Source organism: Streptomyces naganishii JCM 4654 (genome assembly GCF_014650575.1).
Classification (GTDB): Bacteria; Actinomycetota; Actinomycetes; order Streptomycetales; family Streptomycetaceae; genus Streptomyces; species Streptomyces naganishii.
On sequence record NZ_BMVF01000001.1, the window covers coordinates 580,816 to 598,035 of the forward strand.

The window sequence follows — 17,220 nt, forward strand, 5'->3', positions numbered from 1 at the left end:
CCCGGCGGACCCGCCCCGCAATCGGCCGGCACCCCGCGCGGGTGACGCGTCGGGGCCGCGGTCCGGGGTCCGTCAGGCGGACTGCCGGCCCGCGGGGGCCGGCGACTTTTCCTCGGCCGCGGGCGACTCCGTCGCCGCCTTGGCGCGCTCGCGGGCCTCGCGGCGGGCGAGGACCGCCCAGCCGAGGGGAACGCCCGCGGCGAAGACCCACCACTGGACCGCGTACGGCAGGTTGATGTCGCCGACGCCGATCCAGCTGGCGTCCTCCTTGGGGGAGGGGATCAGCTCGGGGCTGCCGCCCTTGGGGGCGGGGGAGGTGAGCTCGACGTAACCGGCGAGCACCTGCTTGGCGGACGCGGCGCCCGCGTCGCGCAGTTGGGCGCCGATCTGCTCGCTGTTGATCAGCAGGACCTGACGGTCGGGCAGCCCCTTGACGTTCTTGATGCCGCTCGCGGCCGTCGTCTCGTCCTGCATCAGCCGGCCGGTCACGGTGATCTCGCCGGCCGCGGGCGCGGGCACGTCGGGGAAGGCGGTCTGCGAGGCGGGGGAGGGGATCCAGCCCCGGTTGACCAGGAGCGTCCTGCCGTCGTCCAGCACGAACGGGGTCAGGACGTGGTAGCCGACCTGGTCGTCCGCGTTGGTGCGGCGGCGCACCACCATCTCGTGCGCCGTGTCGAAGTGGCCCTTGGCGGTCACCCGGCGGTAGATGTCGTTGTGCGCGACCGACCCGCCGACCGAGGTGAGCGACTCGGCGGGCACCGGCTTGGCGGCCAGCGAGGCGTTGATCACCTTGTTCAGCGCCTGCCGGTGGTCGTGGCGGTGCAGCTGCCAGAAACCCAGCCAGATCATCGTGGGGATGAGCAGCAGGGCCATGAGGGTGAGGATCACCCACTGGCGGGTCAACAGGAAGCGGTACACCCCACGACGGTACCTCCTGGGCCGTGGGGTGTTTCGCCAGGGGTGTCCCCGGACGCCGCCGGTGTCCGGTGCGCCGGAGGCGTTGCCGGACGCGGCCGGCTCACACACGGTCGACGATTCCGACCCTCCCCTCCGCGCGGGCGCAGTGCGCGCCGCAGTACCAGTGGCCGTCGACGTCCACGCCCTGCCCGAGGATCTGCACGCGGCAGTGCTCGCAGATCGGCGCCATGCGGTGGATCGCGCAGGCGAAGCAGTCGAAGACGTGCACCGAGCCCTGCGCGTGCACCTCGAAGGTCATTCCGTAGTCATTGCCGCATACTTCGCATCTCGCCATGCGCTACAGCGTGAGCCGTGCTCCCCGCGCGGGCGAGCGGGTGGCGGGCGAGTCGCCCGTCAATCACCCGTACGTCGGTCAATCACCTGCACGCCGGTCATCACCCGTACGTCGGTCAATCACGCGCCGTGCCCCGCCCCGGGGTCCCTGTGCGTCCGTCAGCCGCCGTCCGCCGGTTCCACGTCCGCGAGGAGTTGCCCGAAGGCCGCCTCGTCCACCACGGGCGTGCCGAACTGCCGCGCCTTGACCACCTTCGACGTGCCCGAGTCCGGGTCGTTGGTGACGAGCAGGCTGGTCAGCCGGGACAGGCTGGTGGCGACGTGCAGCCCGGCCTCGGTCGCGCGGTCCTCCAGCAGTTCCCGGTCGACCGAGGTGTCACCCGAGAAGGCGATCCGCATGCCCTGTTTGAGGCGTTTGCCCGCTTCGTAGCGGCCCGGGTTGGGGTAGGGGCAAGCGGGCCTTTTGCGGGAGGGCCGCCAACTCCCCGGGCGATAGCCGCCGTAGCCGCCGTACCCCTCCGAGGGCTGCCGGGGCACCGGCCGGTCCGACCACTCCGTCAGCGGCCGGCACTCCAGCAGCGGCAGCCGCACCCCGCCCGCCGCCGCGGCCGCGAGGCTCGGCCGGAACGCCTCCGCCAGCACGCGCGCGTCGTCCAGCGCGTGGTGCGCCCGCCGCTGCACCACGCCGAAGTGCGCCGCCAGCGACTCCAGCTTGTGGTTGGGCAGCGGCAGGCCGAGCTCCTTGGACAGCGCGATGGTGCACAGCCGCTGCCGCACCGGGGCCTCGCACCGCGCACGCGCGTACTCCCGGGCGATCATCTGCCAGTCGAAGACCGCGTTGTGCGCGACGAGCACCCGGTCCGCCAGCCGGGACGAGAACTCCTCGGCGATGTCCGCGAAGAGGGGCGCGCCCTCCAGCGCCTCGCTCGTCAGCCCGTGGATCCACACCGGGCCCGGGTCGCGCTCGGGGTTGACCAGCGTGTACCAGTGGTCCTCGACCTCGCCGCGCGCGTCCAACCGGTAGACCGCCGCGGAGATGATGCGGTCGTCCCGGGCCAGGCCGGTGGTCTCCACGTCAACGACCGCGTATCCCTTCGGATACGCGGCCGGCCACGGTGTGGGGGAGGACGCTGCGATCGTGCGGTCTTCGAGCATGGTTCCTGAGGATACGGGCCGCGACTGACACTCCCGCGCCCGCCCGGTGCCCGCGCGGCTGTTTACCCCTCGCGCCGACTGCTGTAAGCCTGTCACTGGTGACTGACGCCCCGTCAGAAGAAGGGCGGTACGGCACATGGCACGCGTACGTTACGGCGCGCGGACCGAGGCGGAGATCGCCGCCGCGCGCACCGCGCGCTCACGGCTCCCCGACATCTGGTCCACCGGCGTGGCAGCCCTGTGGGAGACCGACCCGGAGGCGGTCGCGGCGGTCCTGCCGCCGCCCCTGAAGCCCACCGGCAGCCCGCTCGTCCGGGTGAACGTCAGCCGCGTCGACATGCCGGGATATCCGCTCGGCGCCGGTTCGTTCGCCGTCGCCGCCGCCCACGACGGCGTCGAGGGCTGGTACCCGCTGGTCATGCCGATGACCCACGAGCGGGCCCTGACCGGCGGCCGGGAGGTCTTCGGGGAGCCCAAGAAGCTCGGCGAGGTGACCCTCGAACGCGACGGCGACCTCGTCAGGGCCGTCCTGTCACGGCACGGCATCGCGTTCGTCGAGGTGCGCGGCGCCGTGAGCGGCGAACTGCCGGCACCGGAGCCCGCGCCGAAGACCGACTTCTACGTCAAGTTCCTGCCCGCGGTGGACGGTTGCGGCTTCGACGCGGAACCGGTGCTCGTGCACTGCGTGCGCCACGAGAGGGTGCGCCGGCTCCAGCGGGTCACCGGGGAGGTCGTGCTGCGCGAGTCGCCGTACGACCCGGTCGTGGACCTGCCCGTGCGCCGCCTCCTCGGCATCACCCTCGGCGAGAAGACCGGCGACCAGCGCGGCCGCGTCGTCGAACGGGTCGACCCGCGGGCCCTGTTGCCGTACGTCCACCAGCGCTACGACGACCCGCTGCACGTCCACGACGGGCCGCCGGAAGGGAGCCTGTGATGCGGCTGGAGGAAGGGCAGGTCGCCGTCGTCACCGGCGCGGCGAGCGGGATCGGGCTTGCCATGGCCCGGCGCTTCGCGGCCGAGGGCCTGAAGGTGGTCCTCGCGGACGTGGAGGAGGCCGCCCTGGACAAGGCCGCGGCGGCCCTGCGCGCACAGGGCGCCGACGTGCACGCGCGCGTGACCGACGTCGGCGAACGCGACCAGGTGACGGACCTCGCCGAGTCGGCGTACCGCGCGTACGGCGCCGTGCACGTGCTCTGCAACAACGCGGGCGTCGGCTCGGGCGCCGAGGGCCCCGTGTGGGAGCACGACCCGAACGACTGGGCGTGGGCCTTCGCCGTCAACGTGTGGGGCGTCTTCCACGGCGTCCAGGCCTTCGTGCCCCGGATGCTCGCCTCCGGGGAACCCGGACACGTGGTCAACACCTCGTCCGGCGACGGCGGCATCGCGCCCCTGCCCACCGCGTCCGTGTACGCCGTCACCAAGGCGGCCGTCGTCACCCTGACCGAGTCGCTGTACGCCCAGCTGAGTGCGGAGCACGCGCGCGTGGGCGCCTCGGTGCTCTTCCCCGGGCCGCACATGCTGCGCACCGGGCTGTGGGAGTCGTACCGCAACCGCCCGGCCCGCTACGCCAAGCGGCGGCCCCGCAGGACCCCGTACCGCAGCCTGGCGCAGTGGGAGACGGCGATGCGCGCGGCGGGCCGCGAGGTGCGCTTCACGCCCGTCGAGGAGGTCGCCGCGCTCGTCGTGGACGGCATCCGCGCCGGCCGCTTCTGGCTGCTGCCGCCGAGCGAGGACAGCGACCGGCGGATCCGGGCCAGGGCGCGCTCGATGCTGGAGCGCGCGAACCCGTCGTACCTCGAGACCTTCGTCCTGGACTGAGGGGCCGTGATGACCGACCAGGAGCCCTACCTGATCATCTCTTCCGACTGCCACGCCGGACTGCCCACCGAGGAGTACCGGCCCTATCTGGACCGCCGGTTCCACCGGGACTTCGACGAGTTCCTCGCCGGCCGCGACCGGCGCCGCGAGGAGATGACCCGGCTCGGCGTCCGCAACGAGGCCTTCGCGAGCAAGTGGTTCCAGGACAACGAGGAGGGCCTGCGCGGCGGCTGGGACAGCGCGCGGCGGCTCAAGGAACTCGACGGCGACGGCGTGGCCGCCGAGGTCGTCTTCCCGGACGCGGACGCCGTCGACAGCCGCACCGCGGCGCCCTTCGGCGTCGGCCTCGGCCTCTCCGGCGACCAGGACCCCGAACTGGGCCTGGCGGGAGCCCGCGCCCACAACCGCTGGCTCGCCGACTTCGTCTCCGCCGCCCCCGAACGGCACTGCGGTGTCGCCCTGCTGCCCGTCACCGCCGAGGTGTCCGAGGTGGTCGCCGAGATCCACCGCGCCCGCGCGTCGGGCCTCGGCGCCCTGATGATCCCCGCCATGTGGGGCGGCAAGGAGCCTTACCACGACCGGCGTTACGACCCCGTGTGGGCGGCCGCCGCCGAGTGCGGCATGCCGGTCCTCACCCACTCCGGCGCCGCCCCGCGCCACGAGTACGGCGACCACCTCGGCATCTACGTCTCCGAGGTCACCTGGTGGCCCGCCCGGCCGCTGTGGTTCCTGCTCTGGTCCGGCGTCTTCGAACGCCACCCGGGCCTGCGCTTCGGCGTCGCGGAGTCGGGCTGCTGGTGGCTGCCCAACCTGCTGTGGTTCATGGACCGCCTCTACCTCGGCGCCCACGGCGGCAAGAAGCTCTCCCCCTTCGAGGAGCTGAAGCGGCCGCCGCACGAGTACCTGGACCGGCAGGTGTTCGTGTGCGCCACCAACACCAAGCGCCGCGAACTCGCCCAGCGCTACGAGATCGGCGTCGGCAACATCCTCTGGGGCAGCGACTTCCCGCACCCCGAGGGCACCTGGCCGGACACGCGCGCGTGGCTGCGCCGCACCTTCCACGACATCCCGGTCGCCGAGACCCGGACCATGCTCGGACTGGCCGCCGCCGAGGTGTTCGGCTTCGACGTGGAGCGGCTCGCCCCGCTGGCCCGCCGGATCGGGCCCACCCCGGCCGGCCTCGGCCAGCCCGAGGACCAGGCGGCGGTGGAGGCCTCCTGGGCGCGTTCGCGCGAGAGCGGCCGGCACTGGCTGACCGGCGGGGACTTCCCGGTCCTGGGGGCGGACCGGTGAACGCGCGGGACCGCTACACGGTGATCTCGGCCGACTGCCACGCGGGCGCCGACCTGTACGACTACCGGCCGTACCTGGAACGCCGGTACCACGACGCGTTCGACGCGTGGGCGGCGGCGTACGTGAACCCGCACGAGGACCTGCTCGCCGACGGCGCCGACCGCAACTGGGACTCGGGGCGCCGGCTCGCGGAGCTGGAGGAGGACGGGATCGTCGCGGAGGTGGTGTTCCCCAACACCATCCCGCCGTTCTTCCCCTCCGGCGCCCTCATGGCGCCGGCGCCCACCGCCGCCGAGTTCGAGCTGCGCTGGGCCGGACTGCGCGCCCACAACCGCTGGCTGGCCGACTTCTGCGCGGCCGCGCCGGGCCGCCGCGCGGGCGTCTGCCAGATCCTCCTCAACGACGTCGAGGAGGCCGTACGGGAGATCAGGTGGGCGGCTGGGGCCCAACTGACCGGGGGCGTGCTGCTGCCCGGCACCCCTCCGGGCTCGGGCCTGCCGGAACTGCACTCCATGTCCTACGACCCGGTCTGGGCCGTCTGCGCCGAACTGGGCGTCCCCGTCAACCACCACGCGGGCTCGGCCTCGCCGCCGCTCGGCGACGAACCGGCGGCCCGGGCGGTGTTCATGGTGGAGACCACCTGGTTCTCCCACCGCGCCCTGTGGCACCTCGTGTTCGGCGGCGCCTTCCGCCGCCACCCGGGCCTGAACCTGGTGCTGACCGAGCAGGGTTCGGGCTGGATCCCGGGCGTGCTCGACATGCTGGACTACTACCACGGCCGCCTGGTCGCAGCGGCGACTCGGGCCACGACCGCCGAGTCCAGGTTCGGCGCGGGCCTCGCCGAGCGGATGGGCGCCCCGCCCTCCGAGGCATGGCGCGACAACTGCCATGTCGGCGCCAGCTTCATGCGCCCGCACGAGGTGCCGCTGCGGCACCGCATCGGCATCGGCAAGATCATGTGGGGCAGCGACTACCCGCACGACGAGGGCACCCACCCCTACACCCGCGAGGCCCTGCGCCACTCCTTCGCGGGCGTGCCCGCCGAAGAGGTGGCGGCGATGGTCGGCGGGAACGCCGCCCGCCTCTACGGCTTCGACCTGGACCTCCTGGACGCCGTCGCCGCCACGGTGGGCCCGACGGTCGCGGAGGTGGCCGAACCGCTCGCCGAGCCGCCGGCGGACGCGACCAGCCCGGTGTTCGCCCGGGGGGCCTCGCTGCGGGTCTGGTGACGGGCGACGGGCGTGGGCCCGGCGGGCGGCCCGGCCGGGGGTGGGCCTTCACGGGGCCGCGGGCGTGCGATCCTCCGTGCTGTGATGCAACCAACGCATGAAGAGTCCCACGGCGGCGCCCTCGGCGCCCGGCTCAACTGGCTGCGGGCCGCCGTCCTCGGCGCCAACGACGGCATCGTGTCCACCGCGGGCCTCGTCGTCGGCGTCGCCGGCGCGACGGACTCGCGCTCCGCGCTGCTGACCGCCGGACTGGCCGGACTGCTCGCCGGGTCCATGTCGATGGCGGCGGGGGAGTACGTGTCGGTGTCGACCCAGCGCGACTCGGAGATGGCCGCGCTGGCCCAGGAGAAGCTGGAGCTGCGCGAGCAGCCCGAGGCCGAACTGCGGGAGCTGACCGACATGCTGCACGCGCGCGGCCTGTCGCGCGAGGTGGCCAGGGAGGCGGCCGAGCAGCTGACCGCGCGGGACGCGCTCAGGGCGCACGCAAGGGTGGAACTCGGCATCGACCCCGACGAGCTGACCAACCCCTGGCACGCGGCCTGGGCCAGTTTCCTGGCCTTCACGGTGGGCGCGCTGCTGCCGCTGCTCGCGATCGTGCTGCCGCCGCCGGCCGTACGCCTGTGGATCACCGTCGCGTCGGTCCTGGCCGCCCTCGTCCTCACCGGCTGGTCCAGCGCCCGGCTGGGCGCGGCCCGGCCCGGCCGCGCGGTCCTGCGCAACGTCGCCGGCGGCGCGCTCGCCATGGCGGTCACCTACGCGGCCGGAGCGCTGCTGGGCGCGGTGGGGGCGTAGGGCCGGGGCCGTGGGGCGACGGTCCGTGCCGTGTGGGGCGACGGTCCGGGCCCGCGTGGGGCGGCACGGGGCCGGGGCCCGGTCACCAGCGGATCGGCAGCGGCAGCGCCGTGAGCAGTCCCGACACCGCGACGACCAGCCCCAGGACGGCGACCTCCGCCCGCGCGGGAGCGCACGCGGACAGCGGGTCGGGCGCCCGGCGCAGCCGGACGCGGGCCCACAGGGCGAGCAGGGCCACCCCGGCCACGAGGATCACCTTGGCGAGCAGGGCGCGGCCGTAGGCCGTCGACGTCAGCTGGTGCAGCACCGTGTCCGGCGGCATCCGGCGCAGGGCGCTGAGCACGCCCGTCGCGGTGACACCGGCCAGTGAGACGGCCGCCACGCGCGCGTAGGAGCCCAGCAGCGTCGCGGCCGGCCCGGTGCCGTGCCACGGCCGTAGCGTGCGCAGGGTGTGCAGCAGGCCGCCCGCCCACAGGGCCGCGCACGTCAGGTGCACCAGCGTGAGGGCGGACCCGGTCAGCGGGCTGTGCTCGGTCTCCGGATGGGCGCGCAGGGCCTCGGCCACGATCACCGCGGCGAGCGGCCACACCTGGAGCGCGGGGCGCCGGGAGAGGACGCACAGCCCCGCGACGAGGAACGCGTCGACCTCCAGCAGGGCCAGCGATCCGTCCCGCGTCCGGTACAGGCCGCCGAGGTCGATCTGGGCCGGGCTGTGCGGCACCAGGTTGCCGCAGGCCACCACGGAGGCGAGGCCCAGGGCGGCGAGGAAGCCGGCGGCGGCCGCGCACAGGGACCAGCTGCGGGGCGGCGGCGCGGGCACTTCGGGAAGGCGGGCGGCGAGCCGCAGTACGAGCAGTTCGCCGAGGGGGACGCAGACCGCCGCGAAGAGCACCGCGCGCAGCAGGGCCGTACCGCCGGCGCCGGGGGCGGCGGCCTCCCCGGTGCCGTGCAGCGCGGCGGACGGACCGAGCAGCGGGACGAGCGCGCCGAGGGTCACCAGGACGAGGACGGCGACGGCCCGGACCAGTGCCCCACGGCGGCCCCTCCCGCCCGCGTCCGACGCCTCGGTGTCCGGTCGTATCAGCGTCACCCAAGGATCTTCACCAACCGCCAGAATCGGGGCAAGTGGGCGGCGGCAACCGGGGGATCGGCGTTCCGCACCCGGGCACCCGCCGTCCCGCGCGGGGCGCCGCTCTCACGTCCAGCGGGCCTCGTCCGATCCCCAGGGCACGGGCGGCCGTGCCCAGTCGCCGGGGCCGCCGGCGAAGGCGACGGGCGGCAGGGCGTACCGCAGCCGCCCGATCCGGCCGCCGGTCCCACCGAGCCAGGGCCCGGGCCCCTCGTACGCGGCCGCGGCATCGCGCTCGCCCGGCGCCGCGTCCCGCTCGCCCGGCACTGCCCGGCTCGGCACCGCCCGGCCCGGCACTGCCCGGCCGTCCGCACCGGTCAGCCACGCCGCCGTCCGCGCCAGCGCCAGCCGTACGACGCGGCTGCCGCCCTCGTACGACTGCTCGGTCAGCGCCCGCAGCACCGCCGCCGCCAGCAGGTAGCCCGTGCCGTGGTCCAGGGCCTGCGCGGGCAGCGCGCCGGGCTCCCGCGCGGAGCCCTCGGTCACCGCGATGCCGGTGGCCACCTGGACGAGGCTGTCGAAGCCCCGCCGGCCGGCCCACGGGCCGCGGCGGCCCCACGCCGACAGCTCGGCGACGACCAGCCCGGGCCGCCGCTCGGTCAGCGCCCGCGCCGAGAGCCCGAACCGGTCCAGCGCACCGGGCCGGTACCCCGTCACCACGACGTCAGCGGAGGCGAGCAGCTCCTCGAAGCGGGCCCGGTCGGCGGCGAGGTCGAGGGTGGCCGAGCGCTTGCCGAAGCCCGTGTCCGCGTGCTGGTCGGCCAGTTCGGGCAGGTGCGGGGCGTCCAGGCGCAGCACGTCCGCGCCGAGCAGCGCGAGGGTGCGGGTGGCGACCGGACCCGCGAGGACCCGGGTGAGGTCCAGGACGCGCAGTCCGGCGGCGGGCAGCAGGGGAGCGCCCTCCAAGGGCGTGAACACGCGCGCGCGTGCCGTGTCCGGCCGCTCCCGCTCGACCAGGGGCAGGGCGGCCGACCCGGCGCCCTGCGGGTGCGCGGCCCACTCCTCGTCAGAGCGCAGGGCCACGGCCAGGCCGCCGGCCGCGTACACCGTGTCCTCCACCTCGAGCGCGGACCGCCCGGCGAGGGCGGCGGCCACCTCCTCCGCGCCGGCGTCCTCCCCGAGCCGCAGGGCGGTCAGCAGCCGCGCCCGGTGGTGCGGGTAGTTGGCGTGCGTGCGCACCCACCCGTCGGCGGTCCGCCACAGGCGCGACAGCGGTGCGAAGGAGACCGGCGCCCGGCCGTCGATCAGCAGGTGCCGTTCGCTGGCGAACGCCGTGGCCACGGCGCCGTCGTCCACGCGCACCGCCGGCACCCGGTCGAGCCCGGCGCGCACCGCGCCCAGTTCCGCGGCGGCCAGCGCGCAGGCGCCCACGCACGCGCGTGCCAGCCGCCGTACGGGAAGGCGGGCCGTCAGCGCGCCCTCCCGTTCCACGGTGGTGATCCGCGCCGGGAGAGCGGGGTCGCCCCCCAGCGCGGACCATGCGTACTCGATATCAGTCATGACTGAACTATGTAGTATTGACTGAATCAATACGTTCCTGACTTACCAGGTGACCGCCTTCAGGGCGTTCGCCATGCCCCAGCCGTAGAAACCGTTGTGGTTCTTGGGGCCCTGGCACACCGCGTCGACCTTGCCGTCACCGTTGATGTCGTACGGGTCGGTGCACGGCGTGGCGTCCGCCTCCGCGTACAGCAGCGCCTTGACCTCGGCGGCCGAGGCGTGCGGATGCGTTGACTTGATCAATGCGGCCACACCGGCCACATGCGGGGACGCCATCGACGTACCGGCCATGTAGCCCCACCTGCCGCCCGGCAGCGGTCCGAGGATCAGGCCGCTGGTCGCCGGGGGCTCCGGCTTCTGGTACGCCGTCGAGTCGCCGCCCGGCGCCGCGATGTCGATCACGCCGAGGCCGTGGTTGGAGAAGGACGACTTCAGGCCCTTGGCGCCGGTCGCCGCGACGGTCACCACACCCGGAAGCTGGGTGGGTATGTCGAAGCACTTGTGCGGGTCGATCACCCGGTCCGAGGGTGTGGAGTCGTTCGGGGACGACGGGTCGGTGATCGAGTGGGACGCCAGGTCGTAGTTCTCGTTGCCCGCCGCCGCGACGTTGACCGTGCCCTTCTTCTCCGCGTACCGCGAGGCCCGGGCGACGGCTTCCACGAGCGCCTTCTGGTCCGGGTCGTTCGTGCAGTTGAAGTACCACGGGTCGGTGTAATAGCTGTTGTTGGTCACGTCGACGCCGTGCTCCGCCGCCCACACGAAGCCGCACACCACGGCCTCCGTGTAGAAGAACCCGTCCGGGCTGGACACCTTGATGCCGGCCACCTTCACGCCCGGCGCCACACCCGTCATGCCCACGCCGTTCTTCGCGCCCGCGATCTCACCGGCGACATGCGTGCCGTGCGGGCTCTCCGAGGCGCTGGGCCGCCACGCGCCGTCGGTGGTGTCCGGCTTGCCCGAGACGCAGTTGACCGACGCCGCGCGGTCGAAGTTGGGCGCGATGTCCGGGTGGGTGTCGTCGACGCCGGTGTCGATCACGGCCACGGTGACGTTCGGGCTGCCCAGCGTCTTCTCGTGCGCCTTGTCCGCCTTGATGGCCGGCAGGTCCCACTGGAGCGGCTCCAGCGGGTCCTGCCCGGCGGCCGCCTCGGACCCGGCCTGCGCGGCCTGCGCAGCGGTGAGCGGCCGCGGGGCGCCGAGGTCGGTGGTGGACTGCGCGGGCAGCGGCGCGGTGCGGGTGGCGCCCGCCGAGTCCACACCGGGCACCTTGCGCATCGCCACGGCGAAGTCCGGGTTCGCGGAGTGGACGACGATGACGCCGATCCGGTCGTACGAGGTCACGATCGTGCCGCCGGCCTGCGCGACGGCCTTCTTCACGTGGGCCGAGACGCCGTGCCCCGCGGGCACGTTGACGACGTAGCTCAGCGATGCCGGGTTGTCCGCGGTGGCCCCGGTGGCCCCGGTGGCCGAGGCGGCCGCGGGGGCCACCGGAGCCGCCGACGCGGTGGCGTTCGGCAGGAACGCGAGGGCCGAGGCCATGGCCATCCCCAGCGGCAGGGCCAGCGTGCGGCGGTAGCGCGGGTGGTGCGCTGTCATGAATCCGTGTCTCCCTTGAGAATCTCGTCCGTGCATGTCGTCCGTGGCGTCTACTGGACCGCGCGCAGCGCGTCGACGATGCCGAACCCGTAGAAGCCGTTGACGCGCTTGCCGCCCACGCAGGTGGCGTCCACGACCCCGTCGCCGTTCCCGTCGTACGGGCCGGCCGGGCAACCGGGGTTGTTCGCCTGCGCCTTGAGCAGAGCCTGCAACTGGGCGGGCGTGGCGTGCGGATGGGCGGACTTCAGCAGCGCGGCCACCGCGGCGACGTGCGGGGTGGCCATGGACGTGCCCTGGAGGAAGCCGTACTGGTTGTTCGGCAGCGTCGACAGGATGCGGCCGTTCTTCGACGGGGTGTCCGGGATCTGGTACTTGTCGCCGCCCGGCGCCGCGACGTCGATGACGCCGTCGCCGTAGCTGGAGTAGTAGGACTTGGCGCCCTTGACGCCGACCGCGCTCACCGTGACGACGCCCGGCAACTGGGTCGGGATGTCGAAGCACTTGTGCGGGTCCACGGTGCGGCTGACCGGGGTCGAGTCGTCGGGGCTGGAGGCGTCGACGAGGGCGTCGGCGTCGAGGTCGTTGTTGGCGTTGCCGGCCGCGGCGACGTTCAGCACACCCTTTCCGCGCGCGTAGAGCTGAGCGCGGTTCACGGCGTCGACGATGGCCTTCTGGTCCGGGTCGTCCATGCAGTTGTACTGCCAGGGGTCCACGTAGTAGCTGTTGTTGGTGATCTCCACCCCGTGGTCGGCGGCGAACACGAAGGCGCACACGACGCTCTCGGGGAAGAACAGCTGGCCCGCGTCCGGCTGGGCGACCGTGATGCCGGCGACCTTCACGCCGGGCGCCACGCCCGCGACACCGATGCCGTTGCGGGCCGCGGCTATCTCGCCCGCCACATGCGTGCCGTGGTAGTGGTCCGCGTCCACCGGCCGCCAGGAGCCGTAGGTGGTGTCGGCCTTGCCGCTGACGCAGTTCGCGGACTGGCCCGGGGAGAAGTTGGGCGCGATGTCCGGGTGGGTGTCGTCGACGCCGGTGTCGATCACGGCGACCGTGACGTTTCTGCTGCCCGGGTTGACCCTGGCGGCCCGGTCGGCGCCGATCGCCCGCAGGTCCCACTGGTCCGCCTCGAGGGGCTCGGCGCCGCCGTCCGCCGCCTTCGCCGCCCGCGCGGCCTCGGCCTTGCTCAGGTACTGCACCGCGCCCTCGTCGGTCGTGCCGGACGCGCTCAGCGGCGCGGTCCGGGTGGCTCCCGCCGACTGCACTCCGGGCACCGCGCGCATCCGACCGGCGAAGCCGGGGTCCGCGGAGTGGACGACGATCACGCCGATCTGGTCGTACGTCGCCACGATGCTGCCGCCGGCCGCGGTGATCGCCCGCTGCACGCTCGCGATGGTGTGACGGTCGGTCCTGGTGTTGACGACGTACGCGAGCACGGGCGCGTCGGCCGCGGTCGCCGCCGCCTGCGCGTCGGGCACCGCCGGCGCCGCCGAGGCCGCCGTCGGCAGGAAGCCGAGCGAGGCGGTCAGCGACAGCACGACCGGTACGGCGAGCGCCAGCCTGCGTCTGGAACGCAGATGAGCCATGGGGTCTCCACATCATCCGGATACAGAACCGCCCGAGCGGCAGGTACGGCCCGGGCAGGGACATGACGGGTGGTGCAGGGCGAAGCTATCTCCCGTTCCCACTGAACAGCAATGAGTCGGCAATGACTTGCCCAGGTCACTTGCGAAAGAACTCATAGGACTTGAACCGCTCCTCGCGTGGCGCCGTGGACCTTGGGCAGGGAGCCCGAGCACCATCGAGCCCCGCCGCAAACCCCCGTCCGCAACGCGAGGAGACAGACGTGGCAACCGAGACACCGCCACCCTCGAAGACGCAGGTCACCCTCCCCACCACCGAGGAGTTCAGCGAGGTGCAGCAGAGCGCGGAGTTCGCCGAACTGCGCCGCTCCCACCGCTCCTTCGCCTTCCCGCTGACCGTCGCCTTCGCCGCCTGGTACCTGCTGTACGTCCTGCTCTCCATCTACGCGGGCGACTTCATGGGCACCGAGCTGTTCGGCAACGTCAACGTCGCCCTCGTCCTGGGCCTCGCCCAGTTCCTCACCACGTTCCTCATCGCCTGGTGGTACGCGCGGCACGCCGCCGCGAAGCTCGACCCCAAGGCGCAGGCCATCAAGTCCCGGATGGAGGGCGGCGCATGAGCCCCGCGATCACCCTGGCTGCCGGCGAGGCGAGCCAGCACCGGCCGCTGATCATCACCCTGTTCGCGGTGTTCGTCGCCGCGACCCTCGTCATCACCGTCTGGGCGGGCCGGCAGACCAAGGACGCCGCCGACTTCTACGCCGGCGGACGGCAGTTCACCGGCTTCCAGAACGGACTCGCCGTCTCCGGCGACTACATGTCCGCCGCGTCCTTCCTCGGCATCGCCGGCGCCATCGCCCTCTTCGGCTACGACGGCTTCCTGTACTCCATCGGCTTCCTGGTGGCCTGGCTGGTCGCCCTGCTCCTGGTCGCCGAGCCGCTGCGCAACTCCGGCCGCTACACCATGGGCGACGTCCTGGCCTACCGCATGCGCCAGCGCCCGGTCCGCACCGCCGCCGGCGCCTCCACCATCGTCGTGTCGATCTTCTACCTGCTCGCCCAGATGGCCGGCGCCGGCGTCCTGGTCTCGCTGCTGCTCGGCATCACCAGCGACGGCGGCAAGATCGGCATCGTCGCCCTCGTCGGCGTACTGATGATCGTCTACGTCACCATCGGCGGCATGAAGGGCACCACCTGGGTGCAGATGGTCAAGGCGGTACTGCTGATCGCCGGCGCCGTCCTGCTGACCTTCCTGGTGCTGATGAAGTTCGACTTCAACATCTCCGACCTGCTCGGCCGTGCCGCCGACAACAGCGGCAAGGGCACGGCCTTCCTGGAACCGGGCCTGAAGTACGGCGCGACCGGCACCACCAAGCTGGACTTCATCTCGCTCGGCGTCGCGCTGGTGCTCGGCACCGCGGGCCTGCCGCACATCCTGATCCGCTTCTACACCGTGCCGACCGCCAAGGCCGCCCGCAAGTCCGTGATCTGGGCGATCGGCCTGATCGGCGCCTTCTACCTGATGACCCTCGCGCTCGGCTTCGGCGCCGCCGCGCTCATCAAACCCGGCGAGATCATCGCCTCCAACAAGGCCGGCAACACCGCCGCCCCGCTGCTCGCCCTGCACCTCGGCGGCGTCGACTCCAACTGGGGCGCCATCCTGCTCGCCACCATCTCGGCGGTCGCCTTCGCCACCATCCTCGCCGTCGTCGCGGGCCTGACGCTGGCCTCGTCGTCGTCCTTCGCCCACGACATCTACGCCAACGTCATCAAGAAGGGCACCGCCACCGAGAAGCAGGAGCTCGGCGCGGCCCGCTGGGCGACCGTCGGCATCGGCGCGGTCTCCATCGTGCTCGGCGCCCTGGCCCGCGATCTCAACGTGGCCGGTCTGGTCGCGCTCGCCTTCGCGGTCGCCGCCTCCGCGAACCTGCCGACCATCCTCTACAGCCTGTTCTGGAAGCGGTTCACCACCTCCGGCGCCCTGTGGTCGATCTACGGCGGCCTGGTCACCGCGGTCGGCCTGGTGCTGTTCTCGCCGGTGGTCTCCGGCAAGCCCACCTCGATGTTCCCGGACGTCGACTTCCACTGGTTCCCGCTGGAGAACCCCGGCCTCATCTCCATCCCGGTCGGCTTCCTGCTCGGCGTGGTGGGCACCCTGCTGTCCAAGGAGACACCGGACGCCGGCAAGTACGCGGAACTGGAGGTGCGGTCCCTGACCGGCACCGGAGCACACTGAGCGCGAGGCCCACGCGGCCGCGCCGGCGAGGACCGTACGGCCCAGTCGTACGGTCCTACGACGCGGCCGCGCCGTACCTCGTGGGATCGGGACGCCGACGTTGTCGGTGCTGTCACGTAGGCTCGCAGATGACGCACAATTGAGTGATCCGTGACAGTGATCCGGCAGGCACAGCGATCCTCGACGAGGGAGGGGGCCACGTGCTCATCGACACCTACGGCCGGGTGGCCACCGATCTGAGGGTCTCCCTGACCGACCGGTGCAACCTGCGGTGCACGTACTGCATGCCCGAGGAGGGCCTGCAGTGGCTGGCCAAGCCCGACCTCCTCACGGACGACGAGATCGTCCGGCTGATCGGCATCGCGGTCACCTCCCTGGGTGTCAAGGAGGTCCGCTTCACCGGCGGCGAGCCCCTGCTGCGCCCTGGCCTGGTCGGCATCGTCGAGCGCGTCGCGGCCCTCCAGCCCCGCCCCCAGACCTCCCTCACCACCAACGGCATCGGCCTCGGACGCACCGCCGCCGCCCTGAAGGCGGCCGGCCTGGACCGGGTCAACGTCTCCCTGGACACCCTCCGCCCGGACGTCTTCAAGACCCTCACCCGCCGCGACCGCCACAAGGACGTCGTCGAGGGACTGCGCGCCGCCGGCGCCGCCGGCCTGACCCCGGTCAAGGTCAACACCGTCCTGATGCCGGGGCTCAACGAGGACGAGGCCCCCGACCTGCTCGCCTGGGCCGTCGAGCACGACTACGAGCTGCGGTTCATCGAGCAGATGCCCCTGGACGCCCAGCACGGCTGGAAGCGCGAGGGCATGGTCACCGCGGGCGACATCCTCGCCTCCCTGCGCACCCGCTTCGAACTCACCCCCGAGGGCGCCGAGGAGCGCGGCTCGGCCCCCGCCGAGCGCTGGATCGTCGACGGCGGACCGCACCGCGTCGGCGTCATCGCCTCCGTCACCCGCCCGTTCTGCGCGGCCTGCGACCGCACACGCCTGACGGCCGACGGCCAGATACGCACCTGCCTGTTCGCCACCGAGGAGACCGACCTGCGCGGCGCCCTGCGCTCCGGCGCGCCGGACGAGGAGATCGCCCGCCTGTGGCGGCTGGCCATGTGGGGCAAGAAGGCCGGCGCGGGCCTGGACGACCCGTCCTTCGTCCAGCCGGACCGGCCGATGTCCGCGATCGGCGGCTAGGGCCAGGGCCTGCCCGGCGTCACGGGACCGGCCGTCCGGCGGTCGCGGGTCAGTCGTCCGCGGCCGTGGACCACTCGGCGAAGGGGACCACGTCCTTCAGGAAGCCGCGCACCCCGAGGAACTGCGACAGGTGCTCGCGGTGCTCCTCGCACGCCAGCCACGTCTTGCGGCGCTCCGGCGTGTGGATCTTCGGGTTGTTCCACGCCAGCACCCACACGGCGGCGGCACGGCAGCCCTTGGCGGAGCAGATCGGGGTGTCGTCAGTCACAGGTCTCTCGCAGCCACGCACAACAAGGCGACGCCGAGCAGCCACGGGGGGAGCTGCCCGGCGTCGGTCTGTCGCTCCGACGGGGGATGCGGAGCGCGTACGCAGTATGTCACGGGTCACCCGCCGCCCGGCACCGGAACAACATGATTGATCTGAGGTTTTCCTGAGCTTCACGCGCCC

16 protein-coding genes are annotated in these 17,220 nt (G+C 73.3%); 8 read left to right on the top strand and 8 right to left on the bottom strand.

Annotated features, from left to right (window positions below; genetic code table 11):
- Positions 1-72 precede the first annotated feature (72 nt).
- From IE217_RS02605 to IE217_RS02615, 3 genes are all read right to left on the bottom strand, one after another.
- On the bottom strand, positions 73-918 hold the full coding sequence (locus IE217_RS02605; RefSeq protein ID WP_190176017.1) for an SURF1 family cytochrome oxidase biogenesis protein: 846 nt from the start codon (positions 916-918) through the stop codon (positions 73-75).
- 100 nt (positions 919-1,018) lie between these two features.
- Positions 1,019-1,252, bottom strand: a complete 234-nt coding sequence (locus tag IE217_RS02610; RefSeq protein ID WP_190176018.1) for a metallothionein — start codon at positions 1,250-1,252, stop codon at positions 1,019-1,021.
- Positions 1,253-1,410: 158 nt separating this feature from the next.
- Positions 1,411-2,406, bottom strand: a complete 996-nt coding sequence (locus IE217_RS02615; RefSeq protein WP_190176019.1) for a DEDDh family exonuclease — start codon at positions 2,404-2,406, stop codon at positions 1,411-1,413.
- A gap of 136 nt (positions 2,407-2,542) precedes the next feature.
- Here IE217_RS02615 and IE217_RS02620 point away from each other — a divergent pair, with 136 nt between their 5' ends.
- The 5 genes from IE217_RS02620 to IE217_RS02640 all read left to right on the top strand — a co-directional run bounded on the left by IE217_RS02620 (position 2,543) and on the right by IE217_RS02640 (position 7,538).
- Positions 2,543-3,340 carry an acetoacetate decarboxylase family protein gene (locus tag IE217_RS02620; RefSeq protein WP_190176020.1) on the top strand — a complete coding sequence of 266 codons (798 nt, stop codon included), beginning with the start codon at positions 2,543-2,545 and terminating at the stop codon, positions 3,338-3,340.
- Positions 3,340-4,224, top strand: coding sequence for an SDR family NAD(P)-dependent oxidoreductase (locus IE217_RS02625; RefSeq protein WP_190176021.1), 885 nt, complete (start codon positions 3,340-3,342; stop codon positions 4,222-4,224). Before IE217_RS02620 ends, IE217_RS02625 begins: the two co-directional genes overlap by 1 nt.
- Positions 4,225-4,233: 9 nt before the next feature.
- Positions 4,234-5,517 carry an amidohydrolase family protein gene (locus tag IE217_RS02630; RefSeq protein WP_190176022.1) on the top strand — a complete coding sequence of 428 codons (1,284 nt, stop codon included), beginning with the start codon at positions 4,234-4,236 and terminating at the stop codon, positions 5,515-5,517.
- Complete coding sequence (locus tag IE217_RS02635) at positions 5,514-6,746, top strand: amidohydrolase family protein (RefSeq protein WP_229864980.1); 1,233 nt, start codon at positions 5,514-5,516, stop codon at positions 6,744-6,746. Before IE217_RS02630 ends, IE217_RS02635 begins: the two co-directional genes overlap by 4 nt.
- A gap of 84 nt (positions 6,747-6,830) precedes the next feature.
- A complete protein-coding gene (locus IE217_RS02640; RefSeq protein ID WP_190176023.1) occupies positions 6,831-7,538 on the top strand; it encodes a VIT1/CCC1 transporter family protein in 708 nt (235 codons plus the stop codon).
- Positions 7,539-7,620: 82 nt separating this feature from the next.
- On the opposite strand, the gene IE217_RS02645 is transcribed toward IE217_RS02640, so the two are convergent.
- The 4 genes from IE217_RS02645 to IE217_RS02660 all read right to left on the bottom strand — a co-directional run bounded on the left by IE217_RS02645 (position 7,621) and on the right by IE217_RS02660 (position 13,349).
- Complete coding sequence (locus IE217_RS02645; RefSeq protein ID WP_190176024.1) at positions 7,621-8,628, bottom strand: CopD family protein; 1,008 nt, start codon at positions 8,626-8,628, stop codon at positions 7,621-7,623.
- A 105-nt stretch (positions 8,629-8,733) separates the two neighbouring features.
- Positions 8,734-10,167 (bottom strand): CoA transferase, encoded by a 1,434-nt coding sequence (locus IE217_RS02650; RefSeq protein ID WP_190176025.1) that lies wholly within the window; start codon positions 10,165-10,167, stop codon positions 8,734-8,736.
- Between the two features lie 42 nt (positions 10,168-10,209).
- Complete coding sequence (locus IE217_RS02655; protein WP_190176026.1) at positions 10,210-11,763, bottom strand: S8 family peptidase; 1,554 nt, start codon at positions 11,761-11,763, stop codon at positions 10,210-10,212.
- A gap of 50 nt (positions 11,764-11,813) precedes the next feature.
- Positions 11,814-13,349 (bottom strand): S8 family peptidase, encoded by a 1,536-nt coding sequence (locus tag IE217_RS02660; RefSeq protein ID WP_190176027.1) that lies wholly within the window; start codon positions 13,347-13,349, stop codon positions 11,814-11,816.
- A 260-nt stretch (positions 13,350-13,609) separates the two neighbouring features.
- Here IE217_RS02660 and IE217_RS02665 point away from each other — a divergent pair, with 260 nt between their 5' ends.
- The 3 genes from IE217_RS02665 to moaA all read left to right on the top strand — a co-directional run bounded on the left by IE217_RS02665 (position 13,610) and on the right by moaA (position 16,772).
- A complete protein-coding gene (locus IE217_RS02665) occupies positions 13,610-13,966 on the top strand; it encodes a DUF485 domain-containing protein (RefSeq protein WP_190176028.1) in 357 nt (118 codons plus the stop codon).
- A complete protein-coding gene (locus tag IE217_RS02670) occupies positions 13,963-15,582 on the top strand; it encodes a monocarboxylic acid transporter (RefSeq protein ID WP_190176029.1) in 1,620 nt (539 codons plus the stop codon). The genes IE217_RS02665 and IE217_RS02670 overlap by 4 nt, the downstream gene beginning before the upstream one ends.
- Before the next feature lie 200 nt (positions 15,583-15,782).
- Positions 15,783-16,772 (top strand): GTP 3',8-cyclase MoaA, encoded by a 990-nt coding sequence (gene moaA, locus IE217_RS02675; RefSeq protein ID WP_190176030.1) that lies wholly within the window; start codon positions 15,783-15,785, stop codon positions 16,770-16,772.
- 49 nt (positions 16,773-16,821) lie between these two features.
- Here the strand turns inward: moaA and IE217_RS02680 are convergent, their stop codons facing one another.
- Complete coding sequence (locus tag IE217_RS02680) at positions 16,822-17,040, bottom strand: hypothetical protein (RefSeq protein WP_190176031.1); 219 nt, start codon at positions 17,038-17,040, stop codon at positions 16,822-16,824.
- Positions 17,041-17,220: the final 180 nt, after the last annotated feature.